This is a genomic window from Vibrio sp. 1CM2L, assembly GCF_023161695.1.
GTDB classification, from domain to species: Bacteria; Pseudomonadota; Gammaproteobacteria; order Enterobacterales; family Vibrionaceae; genus Vibrio; species Vibrio coralliirubri.
In genome coordinates this window covers 111877-123629 of the sequence record NZ_JALNTT010000004.1, presented here as the reverse complement: position 1 = coordinate 123629, position 11753 = coordinate 111877, and the positions used below count along the sequence as shown (strand labels likewise).

Here is an 11753-nt window from a genome sequence, read left to right as displayed (position 1 = left end):
TGCTAAGTGCTAAGTGCTAAGTGCCAAGCATGACGAACACACTTGTTCATGTCATGAGTTCAATTCGCTAGAGCCGTATTTAGGAAGCCGCACCTGTTGAGCTATGTTTTAGCTAATAGGTTGCGCCACCAAACGGCAAACGTTCTCGATGATCTGCTAAGTGTCGGGATATTTGTTTGGGATGTGGAAATCAGTGAGATAGGGAATTGAAGGTGTGAGAGTGTGTCGGATTGGTTTAGAGAGTTTTGTATAACGCCATTTGAATAAGGGCTTTCTGTATTGCGGAATCGATAAACATGTACCATAAAAAGAAAAAGTGATAGCGGACGCTGAGGTCACACTATCACTTTTTGATAACAATGAAGCTTAAGCTATTGAGATGCTTTCGCTTAGCTTAGAGCGATGTTCATCGTTATTGCGCTTACGTTATTGCTGTTGAATCGCCGTAAGAGCATGTTGGAAGTACAAGCTTGTCGCACACACATCGTGGTCATGATCATGGTGGTGGTGATGACCGTGAGCGTTGTGGTATCTGTTGATTACATTCACAACTTTCATATTTTGCTCAGTCATGGCTAAACCAGAGTTACTGTTTTTTACCGGAGCAGGGATACCTTGGTAAATCGTTGCTTCAACTTTTATCTTGTTGATGTCTTCAGGTTTTACCGTGTATGGGTTGTCGTCGAGTACCGTAAAGTTGGCCGTTTTACCGATATCAATGGTACCCACTTCATTTTCTAGACGTGCTGTGTATGCTGCATCAATCGTGATTGCGCGCATTGCTTCATCAACCGTAATGCGCTCTTGAGGTCCCATTACCGTTTTGCCAGACAGACCGATTCTGTTTACAGCAGCCCAAACCAACCCTAGTGGTTGCGCTGGTGCCATTGGTGAATCTGAGTGCAATGATAAGATACCACCCGCATCGATGAATGAACGTCCACGTGCCATCACTTCTGCACGTTCTTGACCGATACCTTGTTCAGAGTAAAGCTCAGCCAGAATATGTGTGTAGTAAGGGTTTACACTAAAGTTTGCGCCAAGTTCAACGGCTTTAGGGATGTCGTCTTTATCGGTAATACCTAAATGGTGGAAGCTGGTTCTGTGATCGTCTCTGCCTTTTTCTTTGTTGAGCTTGTCGACAATGTTCAGTGCAGTCTCAAAGCCTAGATCACCATTGGCATGGATAACAATCGTGTAGTCGTCTTCCCAGTAAGGACGCATACTTGCTTCAAGGTCTTCAGGTTGTTGCAACCATTCACCTGAGTGACCATCGGTGTAACCATCTTTAAGCTGCATTAACTGGCTGTACATTGCGCCGTCTGAGAACAACTTAACGAATTTAGGTAGCCATTTGATCTGTTCACCTTGATAAGACGGGTGTTGAGTCAAACCTTCGGCAATCGCTTTACCTTTGGCAGGGTCGTTTTCTGCCATCATGTAGGTAAAGTTACCGGCTGGCATTAACCAGTAATCCATTGGGAAGTTACCGTCTTCAAGAATGTCGACTACTTGTTCGAACATCTCTGGTGTTGCAACAACACCTGGATCAATGGCGGTAGTGATACCACCAGAGTGGATGTAATCTTTGGTTCGCTCCATCCCCGTTGCAAAAATGCCGCTATTTACCCAGAAGCTCATTACATCATTGAGAATGAGTTTGCCGCCAGCTTCATAAGCATGGCCTCGTTCCCAGTCCAACTGAGTATACGCATGGCCTTCACCAGTCCAGTCTTCTTCAGACCAACCTAGCATCTCCATCGCTGCATCGTTGAAGAACAATTCGTGGAAGCTGCGATGCCAAATGATAATTGGTCGATCTTCAGAAATGTTATTCAACAACTCGCGGCTCATTTCATTGCCGTGGAAGTAGTGATGGTAGCCCCAGCTTACCAATGGTTCGCCTTCAGCCAGTCCACTTTCTAACTCTGTTAAACGGGCTAAGTAGTTATCATGACCTATTACGCCTTCAACGTTACCCCACGGTAAATCCCAATCAGCAGGAGTAATAAAGTCTGTGCCGATCAATAACGCCATCAGCCAAAGGTGAACGTGAGGTTCAACAAAGCCCGGTGTAAGAACGCGATCTTCAAATGATTTATCAATCGTAAAACCATCTTTAGATTGGTACTTAGTGGTGAGCGTTTTTTGATCGCCAAGGTCGAGTATTTTACCGTCTTGGACTGCGATAGCGTCTACGTTGCTATGATCGTGATCTGAAAGAGTAATGATGTCGTTCGATACATAGAGCGTGATAGGGCTAGTAGAGGTTTCGGCGAAAGCAGGTGTGGCGACTAGGCCAGCAATAACCGTTGAGAGAAGTAGCTTTTTCATAATGGATCCTATTGCTCTCAACTAACGGCCTTGTTCTATGAGAGGATTAAGTCGACCATCGCGCTTTGGAAAATCAATCTTCCTGTGAGCGCTTAGAAAGTCAGTTCTTTCTTTGTATTCACGGATAAGTGATAAGAAAAGAGAGGCGGTAAACCCATAATTAGCAATGCGTAACTCTGTTCAAATAAGTGTGTATAGCTAACTTCTGGGCTTACTGCCAATACATAGAGAAGCGAATTTTATCGTTCAAATACAGAGTGAAAACTCTCTTCGCCTCACATTTGTGGCTAATTTAGCAGTGTTATTACGTTTCTAATAACGCATAATGATGGGCAAAACCAAACATTAATAATCTAAGGTGGTGGGGATGTTTTCTTATGAACACTTAAACTCATTCTGTGCGACGTATGAGGAACAGAGCTATAGCAAGGCTGCGAGAGCTATTGGTAAAGATAGAACGACCATTCGAGAACAAGTGAAAGCGCTAGAAGACAGCTATCGAACCATTTTATTTACTATTGAAGGAAAAAAGGCGGTACCTACCAGCTTTGCACGTTCTATTTATAAGCAATCAAAATTACTGGTGCAAAACAGTGAGCGATTGCATCTAAGAATGATGAATGCTTATCAACAAGAGCTGACCCGTTTAGATTTCTATCACGATACTCTGATGCCCAACGATTTAGTGGTGGAAATAGAGCAGCATGTTTTGAAGGCTCACCCGGACATGGTGCTCAATTGGCTGCATCGAAATCGAGATGAGATCTTGGTTGATGTGACACAAGCGCACAACAAAGTTGCGATCATGCAGCACCGAATGGAAAACATGTCGGAATACCCAATCAGCGCCATCAAACTTGGTGACGGTGATATTGCTGCCTACGCACGGGTTGATAGTCCTTTGTTCAAAATCGGTGAGATTCGACTTGAAGATCTTCAATTAGAAACGCAATACATCAGTGAAAACCAAAGCAAAACCATGCCAGAGTGGTTGGGCATATCACCGTATTTTCGCACAGTTAGTAATAACGATATGTTATTGGAGTTAGTGAAAGTGAATGGCTGGGCGTTACTTCCAAAAAGCTTAGCGACCGAAGCGGTGAACACGAAGCAGCTACGCCGAATAGAGTTCAATGAGTTGCTTTCACACAGCGCGAAGTTCGGGCTCTCATTCTTCTATCCAACGAGTTTTGAAAATACCAATGTGTATAAAGGTTTGGTTGAAGTACTGAAAGGTTACGCAACTAAGAATCTATAGAATCATCCTTTAATGTCGCTTTGAAAGGTACTTAATATAAGTAGAGAGTGAGAATGCAGTAGATGCACTCTGGTTGAAGCGGAGTGTTGACTATGAATAGGACAAAGGCCAAGTGGCCTTTGTCCCAGGTTTACGCTTGCTTAGTTTGATTAGCTTGCAGATTTAATGATCGTCTCAGTCACATCTCCAATCAAACCTGGCTGGATTAACTGGAAGTTGATCGCTTTTCCAGATTTTTGGATATCTCGCATGTTGTATTGAAGTTGAGTGAAGTCATCTCCCCACTGGTAGCGAAGTAATGTTTCACCTGATTGTAGGTGATAGTTAACCGCGTATTCTGTCGCATAACCAGCCATCACACCATCAATGGGCGCGTTTGGCGCATCATGTGGGATCTTGTAAGTAATCGAGTCTAGTTTGACCATGCCATTGATCACGCTGCTCGGCTCGGTAAGGTGTCCCATGTAGTAGCTTGAGTGTACAAACCTGTCTTCTGGATTGGCGTTACCACCTGTGCCTAAGTTGGTTTGTGAGTATTGGGCTTCTTGTGCGCCCCAACCGCGTTTAGAGCGCTCTACGTTTGCCAAGTGCTGGTCGTAGTCCGGTTGGTTGGTCATCACTGTGTATTCAGCGCCATGCCAGATTCGCGGTCCTTCCGCTCTAAATTCTATAATTGCTGAATCACCCGATGTGTCTTGAAGACTAATGTGCAGTGCGATTCTAACGGGAACACCAGGTACAAATTCAGTAGCAGGCTGCGTTTTTTCAACGAATTGAACGGCTTCTTCAACGGTACTGAACTGCGATAAAACATGCTTTAGATAGGTCAGCGTGCCTAAATCGTCAGCTTGAGTTGACTCTTCTGTATTCATACCTCGGTCGTACAAAACATTGCCACTAAGCCCTGCGTTGTTCATACCATCAGTGATTTGGCCATAGGTCGTTAATCCAGTGACATCGTATTTAGAGGTCACTTGGTTAGTGTTATCTAAGTGGGTAACGTAAGTGCTGTCTTTTGGAATGTTAACGAGGTGCACATCCGTTTGTTCTGACCAATCCAGAGTACGCGAAACGAATGTGCCTTGATCTTGTGTATCCCAAAGTAAGCGGGTGCAAGCTTCGGCGGCAGTAACAACGCCCATAGAGAAGGTAGCAATAATAGCGGTAGATAGAATCTTCTTATTCATGATGAATACCTTTGTAATTTGGGGACACAATCATCATGGCATTGAATTTAGAAACGAAAAACTCAAGTATGCGGGTTAAAATCCATCAATGTTACTAGGTAATACACTAATGTAGCTATGGGGCGAAGTGTGCTTGAGTGATCGCTTTGATGGTCGGTAGTGGTTCTTTGTTACCCATTGATACTGGGTAATATAAGGTTAATCCAAAGTGAAATTGGTTTGCGATCTGCTGTATATGGAGCGTCTCTAATTCGCCGCGCTGTACTAAGGGCTCCGCTAGGTCGGTACTCATGATCGCCCAACCATCATGTTTTACTAACTCTAATAACAGGTCGTTGTTGCTGACTAGGTGGTATTGAGGGGAAATGAGATAGAGCTCAGGTAGCGTGTTGAAATGGTTTTCGCTCACATATTGCTTGTCTAACTTTAAGTCTTCAATGGACAGTGCATTAAGGTGAGGGAGTTTACTTCTTCTTCCTGCATACATACCTAACTCGCCATAACCCAAAGAGAAGAACTCGATATTTTTACTAAAGCGCTGGATGTTTTTATGCTGCATCAGTGCGATGCTGTTTGGTTCAGATTCAATGCTATCAAAGGCTTCCTCTCGATTACGATGCAGCCAATGCACACAAAGTTCTGGGCATTTTTGTTGTAAAGCGTGCTCGATTTTGACGGCCAAATTGAGTGGCAGGGAGATGTCGTGATAGATATTGAGCGTCAGCATCTCATCCATATAGATGTTTTCTAATGAGGTACTGAGCTTCTCAGTGTTATTCAACACAACCTTGGAGCGTTGATAAATATGATCGGCCGCTTGAGTCGGTGTTGCCTTCTTTCCGATGATTTCAAATAGCGTAACGCCATATAAGTCTTCGACGGCCTTTACTTGGTCTCGTATTGTGGTTCGGTCTTTGCCTAACTTTTTGGCAGCTGCGCTATATGAGGATGCTTCGTACGTGGTGCAAAATGCCAATAGATGCTCATAGGAAAACATGCTCAAACCTCAATAGAAAGTGAACTCAGACTTTATGATGGAAATTATCCTGCATTAATGCTGAATTCGCTAAATTTTATCTTCGGTAATAAGATGAAAGTGTGATCAATACTAGGTGTTTATTTTTCGAGCTCGATTAACGCGCTTCAAGTAAATGCGGCGTTTCGATTTTAAGCTGTCTCACCAATCCTATATACGGCAATTCAGTGATGATCTCGTGTGACGATACAGAGATGATTTTTCTCGGAGTTGAAAACATACGAAGGATCATATCTCTCGAGAACGACTTGAATTTAACCTCGTCAATTTTCTCTGAGACTTCTTCCAAACGAATTGAATCGGCAATGACATCAAACTGTATGTGATTGTTTTCAAAGCGTTGCCACTCAGTGTCGAACTTCACCATCACCTGAGCAACGGAACCTGACGGGTCGAAAAAATTGAAGTGCATGGCGTGATAAGACTTGTCTTTGGTCATAAGAACTTCAGATTCCGTCTCGACGACACGTATGTCCCATAACTGAGCCAAGTAGCCAAATCGACTTGGGTATCCTCTGTGTTTATAAGACCAATATTGATTCAAAAACACCGATTCTGGACTGTAATGAGTAACGTAGAGGTCTTTGATGACGTAAGACATCAGCGCCACAATAATGAAACTGCTTGTGATTACTTTAGTGGTGAAAGATGACATACAAGCACCTCCTTATTGTGATCGCGCCAGAACAATCTCGGCAGTGTTGGTGCAGAGCTTTCACGATGTAACGGTAAAGTATCGAAGAGTGCGCTCTGCTGCGCTTCAATCAGTAGTGATTGGCAGATTTGAATGTCATGATCACTTGGCGTCTCAGCGTTTTGATGGATTAACATCGGGACAGGTGGCGCGATGGTGGGCTCGGTGACTAGACGACTGAATGCGCCATTGTGGTATAAGCCGACTAAGTTCCAGCCGATAAAAAGAACACATGCGAACCTGATAAGGTTATGAATGAAAAAGGTTTTGTTATGCTGAACCCAGCTTGCTGTTTTTGACCATAACGAAGCGTGGCGAGTAATCAATGATTGATATTCTGCTTGAGTGAGCGCTTGAGTTTCTCCGATATAGGCGTAGCCCTTCATCACTTGAGTTTGGATGTACTTTGGTTGTTCGCTCGAATCTCCCAGCTGTGCACGCAAGTTTTTTACTGCGGTGGCGACACTCGATTTTGCACGCGTACTTTCCCAAATGGCCTCAAGAATAAACGCTGATGTGAGGTCAGAACCCGAATGTTCAATGAAAAGTGATAGCAATTTCCACTCATTGGAACGCAGTTGCGTCTCTTGCAAAGACGTCAGGTTTAACAGCTTTCCACTTTGACTGTTAAAAAGCAGATTTTGATTTAATAGGTAGAAACTCATCGTAGCTCACTCAAGGTTAAGTCTAAATCTTACTTAAGGTGGATCGTATCGTCAGTAACTTTTGATCCCACTTGCGACGCCGAGCAAGCTCAAGTGGACTCTCTTGTTTCGCCAATATGCGGTCAGCGTGCGCTATTTTATTGGCCAGCCAAAGGCTTTGATACTGCAAAATATTTCTCACTATCGTATCAGCGGTTGCTGACTTAGTTTTTGATTTCAACTGTTCAATGGCTTGATTTATGTTGTCGAGTTTGACTTTCAATCGAGCTATTTGGTCTTGAGGCGAGAGTGTTGGGCGTCCTCTCTTAACGGGGTTTCCTATTGCCGAGCCACTTTCAATAACGCTACTTTGGTTAGGCTTCAATTTTGAATAATCAATGGTGCGCTCTTTAAGTTGGTGCTCTTGGCACAGTATCTGGTCTTCTAATACTAGGCTCTGATTGACGAGTTTTTGCAGTTCGCTCATCGGTTTTCTACCGGCTTTTGTTTGGGTTGTTGCTTTGCTGTTTTTTTCGAGCGCCTTGGCGGCCAGTGTTTCGATACTTAATGCTGGTTGATTGTGTGCATGACACGCGTGTCTGTATTCGAGGTACGTATCTTGGAGCGCTTGCTCTTGTCGCATTAATTGTACAGGCAAGGGGAGTGCAGGCCTGCCCGCGCTGCTTTGTGCTTGCCTTGGTAGCAGTGAATCAATTTTGTTGTCAATAATATGCAGCATCAGTAAGCGAATGACCTTTCTATGATGCTTGATGCGCTCAAGCACAAACGAAGTGTCGTCACTCCAGAAATGACTGAGACTCTCTGAACCATTCAATAAAGCTCCGTTGAGCTCTCTGATGCTTGATTTGAAGTTTTCAGTGACGGTATAGAACCAATCATCTTGTTGAAAGCCAGTCGCCTTAACTAATGTACTTTCGAGCCAAGAGGTCACTGTTTGCGAAACTAACGTTTGCGAGATTACTGTTTGAGAGATTCGCTTTTGTGAGATTCCTTTTTGCGTGACAGCTTGCTCATGGACCCAAAGCTGATCCGCGAAATCACACACAAGTATTGACCTTGGCTGCGCCGGAAACGATCTAATCCGAAGCTGGTACAGGCTAATAAGTTGCTGCACATTGTCTAATACTTTCTCTTGAATGCTTTGCCATTGCTGGGTCGGAACAGAATGACGTTGCGCAGATAGCATTAGGTTATCAATGCTGCTCCAAATCTTATATTCCTCGGAGGCGCTGATGATGTCGGCGTTAATGAGAGCCAACTTCTCTGCATTGTGTTCTGGGTACAGTTGACGAAGTTGAGCTTGGTAACGAAGGTTAAGGCTCACGTAATCTTGATAGTCTTTTACGACGTGTTTAGCGAGCTTCACAACAGGCGACAGCGTCGGGCGTCCTCGTTGATTAGTATTCATCATACTGACTCTAATGCAGAGAATGGTTTTGCCAGAGGTAGCACTTTGACGGCATTCCAGTGAGGCTTACCTTTTACTTCCTCAAGCTCCATATAAACTCTCTGACCTTCCTCTAAGTTAATTTCACCATCAAATTCAATGACACTGATGTGAATGAGTACATCAATATCACCGTGATCAGGTTTAGCAAAACCAAACCCGTTTTCTAGGTGAAACCAGGTGATGTAGCCACGAGTACAAATCAAATCGGACATTTACGAGATTAACTCAGTGAATAGATAATGAGGTGATTCTATCAGTGGGCGCTATGACTAATTTTGATTCAAATCTATTTAATAAGTAATTAATTAAATCCAAATTCTATGTGGAACCCGACACAAAACCCTCGGTATTTGCCAGCAAATCATGACTTAGAACAAGTTTGATTCCGACGGCGCTACAGCTCGACTCCTTAAATCGCAAAACTTGACTCAAAAGGGCGCAAGTCCGTTCATCCATTTGATGTGTTGGTGGGTCATTCCATGAAAAAACAAACTTCAATGCTTCCAAGTACGGTTGCCGTTAATCGCAGAACGCCGAGATCTTCTATGAAGATTTCGGCGTTAGCTGTGCTGGTGGCCGGAGCATTAACGAGCTACGGAGCCTTGGCTGAAAGTGTCAGCTTAAGTGAGCTGTATCAGCAATCTCTCGACAATAACCCTGCGTTAAAAAGTGCAGCACTAGCCATTGATAGTGCGACTTATGGTGCAGACAAAGTAGGTGCCGCGTATTTACCTCAGGTTGATGCAAACCTTGCGTATGGTGTGCTTCGTAACAGCTACACCACACTCAACGAGATAGACACCAACGCGGCACAGGCGTCTATTTCTGTTGGGCAAAATCTTTATAACGCGAAACTGAACGCGGCAAATGAGCTAAGTAATCAACAGGTTGAACTCAGCCAAGTCTCACACCAAGTTGCGTTAGAGAGCCTCGCTTTGCAAGTCGTGGTGGGTTATTTCAATGCCCTTAAAGCGCAAGAGTCGTTAAAGCAAACCAAAGCGACACAAGAAGCGATCGAAGAGCAGCTTAAGCAAACCGAACGTCAATTTTCATTGGGGATGATTCCGGAAAATGACGTGATTGATGCGCGCGCTCAGTTCGATTTGGTTTCTGCATCGGTGATTGTGGCTGAAAACGAAGTTGAGAAATCATTGGACGCGCTTTACGAGCTGTCTGGCAATGAGTTTACGTCGGTTTATCCACTGAATACTGACCGTTACGACGCCAATATCCCAACGCCAGAAAATGCGCTGACATGGCAGGAAAAAGCGCAGCAATTCAACCCTGAGATGCAAATTCAGAAACAATTGGTTGAGCTAAGCAAGCAGCAGATTGAACTTGCGCAAGCTGGGCATCAACCGTCGTTAGGCTTGGTTGCTGAGTACCGTTATACGTTTGCGAGCGAGATTCGTAGAACCGAGATGGGTCAGTCAAAGCAGCAGTTTAATAGCATTGATGACAACTCAACTGTGTTTGCAGGTGTAGCAATGACTTTGCCTGTTTACCGAGGCGGGGCAACCAGCAACGAAGTACAACAAGCCAAAGTTCAATACCAACAAGCCCTTCAGCTTCAAGAGCAATCTTGGAGAAGCGTGACGCGACAAATCCGCGGTGCAGAAAAAGACCTCAATGCCCTTATTAGTGCTCAGCAAGCCTATGCCAACTCTGTTCATTCTGCTGAACGCTCACTTGTTGCGACTCAACAAGGTTTTGAAATTGGCAGCAGAACGATTGTCGATGTGCTGAACGGAACTCGTCAGCTTTATGCGGCGAAGCAAGATCTGACTGAAGCGCAAATTGATTTCATTTTGGTGTCACTGCAGCTCAAGTTCTTGGGTGGCGAGCTTCTACCTGAAGACATCAGTGCAATTAACGCTGGGTTGAAACGCTAGTCGAAAAAGCGGGTTAAAGCGCTCGCTCGAAATCATGGCGCAAGCGCCGAATAGAAAATAGATCAAATGTGATGGCACCTGAGATTAAACCTCAGTTTAAACAGGAAGCGGTCACTCAATGTATCGACGTATTTGTAGAGAACACACGATGAAAAAAACAATAACGTTATTAACCGCAAGTATCTTACTTGCAGGCTGTGGTGGTAATTCACAACCTACGGAGCAAACTGCTGCTCCAGTACCTAGTACACCTGTGACTGTGGTGCTTGCCGAGGAAATGGCACATTCGCCAATCCAATACCACGTCGGAAGAATGGAGGCGGTTGAATCTGCTCAACTGACACCAAGAACCAGTGGTTTCTTGTTAAGTAAACTCTTTGATGACGGTGCCTTTGTCGAAGCGGGCGCTGTGCTTTTTGAAATTGACCCAACGTCATACCAAGCGGCATTTGATGCAGCAAAAGCAACCTTATCTGAAGCGCAATCGGCACTGAGCTTGACTCAGCTAAACCATGAAAGAACCACTCAGATGTTGAAGTCGGGCGGTATTTCACAGTCGCAGCTCGATTTGAGTATTGCGGAGCTAGAGATGGCGAGATCTCGAGTGGTGTCTGCGCGAGCAAACGTAAGAGTTCAGCAAGATAACTTAGACCAAACCCAAGTTAAAGCACCGTATTCAGGTCAGTTAGGGAAAAGTAACTTCTCTATCGGTGACATGGTAGGACCTAACTTTGGTCCATTGATTGACCTGATCAAGATGGATCCGATCGATGCCACTTTCTCGATTAAAGAAAGCGAACTGAGTCAATATCAGCTTCAAGGTAAGCAAGCGACATCAGTATTGCTTGAGCGTGATGGCCAATTGACGGATTACCAAGGCAACATCGCTTTTGTTGATAACAAAGTGAATGCAGCCAGCGGTACGGTGACGATTTCTGCCTCTTTTGATAATAGCGAAGCGGGTCTGCTGCCAAATCAATTTGTTCGTGTTGGGCTAACCAGTGCAGAGCCGTTAAGCGGCGTGCAAATTCCTCATAAAGCGATCCATCAAGATCAGCTCGCTCAATATGTACTTACCATCGAAGAAGGCAACGCGGTACGTCGTGATGTCGTTGTAGGTGATCGAATTGGACAAGATGTTTTCGTCGCAAATGGCTTGGACGCCGGTGAACCAGTGATTGTTGGCGGACTGCAACGTATTCGTCCTGGTGCTCCTGTTTCAGTTGCGGAGTAATAG

Annotated in this window: 10 protein-coding genes; 3 read left to right on the top strand and 7 right to left on the bottom strand. The window is 44.5% G+C overall.

The window, feature by feature from the left end; genetic code table 11:
- Positions 1-426 precede the first annotated feature (426 nt).
- Positions 427-2334, bottom strand: a complete 1908-nt coding sequence (locus tag MSG34_RS15380; RefSeq protein WP_048608636.1) for an amidohydrolase — start codon at positions 2332-2334, stop codon at positions 427-429.
- Between the two features lie 367 nt (positions 2335-2701).
- On the opposite strand from MSG34_RS15380, the gene MSG34_RS15375 reads away from it, so the two are divergent.
- On the top strand, positions 2702-3592 hold the full coding sequence (locus MSG34_RS15375) for a LysR family transcriptional regulator (RefSeq protein WP_248338329.1): 891 nt from the start codon (positions 2702-2704) through the stop codon (positions 3590-3592).
- 149 nt (positions 3593-3741) lie between these two features.
- On the opposite strand, the gene MSG34_RS15370 is transcribed toward MSG34_RS15375, so the two are convergent.
- The 6 genes from MSG34_RS15370 to MSG34_RS15345 form a co-directional block, all read right to left on the bottom strand.
- Entirely contained in the window at positions 3742-4779 is a 1038-nt protein-coding gene (locus MSG34_RS15370) for a linear amide C-N hydrolase (RefSeq protein WP_248338327.1), read from the bottom strand.
- 115 nt (positions 4780-4894) lie between these two features.
- Complete coding sequence (locus tag MSG34_RS15365; protein ID WP_248338325.1) at positions 4895-5776, bottom strand: LysR family transcriptional regulator; 882 nt, start codon at positions 5774-5776, stop codon at positions 4895-4897.
- 136 nt (positions 5777-5912) lie between these two features.
- The gene (locus MSG34_RS15360) at positions 5913-6470 is read right to left on the bottom strand and encodes a hypothetical protein (RefSeq protein ID WP_248338323.1); all 558 of its coding nucleotides are present in this window, start codon (positions 6468-6470) and stop codon (positions 5913-5915) included.
- A complete protein-coding gene (locus MSG34_RS15355; protein WP_248338321.1) occupies positions 6446-7174 on the bottom strand; it encodes a helix-turn-helix domain-containing protein in 729 nt (242 codons plus the stop codon). Before MSG34_RS15355 ends, MSG34_RS15360 begins: the two co-directional genes overlap by 25 nt.
- Before the next feature lie 22 nt (positions 7175-7196).
- Entirely contained in the window at positions 7197-8585 is a 1389-nt protein-coding gene (locus MSG34_RS15350) for a hypothetical protein (protein ID WP_248338319.1), read from the bottom strand.
- Positions 8582-8836 carry a cold shock domain-containing protein gene (locus MSG34_RS15345; protein WP_048608625.1) on the bottom strand — a complete coding sequence of 85 codons (255 nt, stop codon included), beginning with the start codon at positions 8834-8836 and terminating at the stop codon, positions 8582-8584. Before MSG34_RS15345 ends, MSG34_RS15350 begins: the two co-directional genes overlap by 4 nt.
- A gap of 267 nt (positions 8837-9103) precedes the next feature.
- Here MSG34_RS15345 and MSG34_RS15340 point away from each other — a divergent pair, with 267 nt between their 5' ends.
- On the top strand, positions 9104-10516 hold the full coding sequence (locus MSG34_RS15340; protein ID WP_248338317.1) for a TolC family outer membrane protein: 1413 nt from the start codon (positions 9104-9106) through the stop codon (positions 10514-10516).
- A gap of 148 nt (positions 10517-10664) precedes the next feature.
- The gene (locus MSG34_RS15335) at positions 10665-11750 is read left to right on the top strand and encodes an efflux RND transporter periplasmic adaptor subunit (RefSeq protein ID WP_248338315.1); all 1086 of its coding nucleotides are present in this window, start codon (positions 10665-10667) and stop codon (positions 11748-11750) included.
- Positions 11751-11753 lie beyond the last annotated feature (3 nt).

Excerpts from the sequence above, each read along its gene's own strand:
- MSG34_RS15380 (WP_048608636.1), bottom strand. The coding sequence starts at position 2,334 with ATGAAAAAGCTACTTCTCTCAACGGTTATTGCTGGCCTAGTCGCCACA.
- MSG34_RS15375 (WP_248338329.1), top strand. The coding sequence starts at position 2,702 with ATGTTTTCTTATGAACACTTAAACTCATTCTGTGCGACGTATGAGGAA.
- MSG34_RS15370 (WP_248338327.1), bottom strand. The coding sequence starts at position 4,779 with ATGAATAAGAAGATTCTATCTACCGCTATTATTGCTACCTTCTCTATG.
- MSG34_RS15365 (WP_248338325.1), bottom strand. The coding sequence starts at position 5,776 with ATGTTTTCCTATGAGCATCTATTGGCATTTTGCACCACGTACGAAGCA.
- MSG34_RS15360 (WP_248338323.1), bottom strand. The coding sequence starts at position 6,470 with ATGTCATCTTTCACCACTAAAGTAATCACAAGCAGTTTCATTATTGTG.
- MSG34_RS15355 (WP_248338321.1), bottom strand. The coding sequence starts at position 7,174 with ATGAGTTTCTACCTATTAAATCAAAATCTGCTTTTTAACAGTCAAAGT.
- MSG34_RS15350 (WP_248338319.1), bottom strand. The coding sequence starts at position 8,585 with ATGATGAATACTAATCAACGAGGACGCCCGACGCTGTCGCCTGTTGTG.
- MSG34_RS15345 (WP_048608625.1), bottom strand. The coding sequence starts at position 8,836 with ATGTCCGATTTGATTTGTACTCGTGGCTACATCACCTGGTTTCACCTA.
- MSG34_RS15340 (WP_248338317.1), top strand. The coding sequence starts at position 9,104 with ATGAAAAAACAAACTTCAATGCTTCCAAGTACGGTTGCCGTTAATCGC.
- MSG34_RS15335 (WP_248338315.1), top strand. The coding sequence starts at position 10,665 with ATGAAAAAAACAATAACGTTATTAACCGCAAGTATCTTACTTGCAGGC.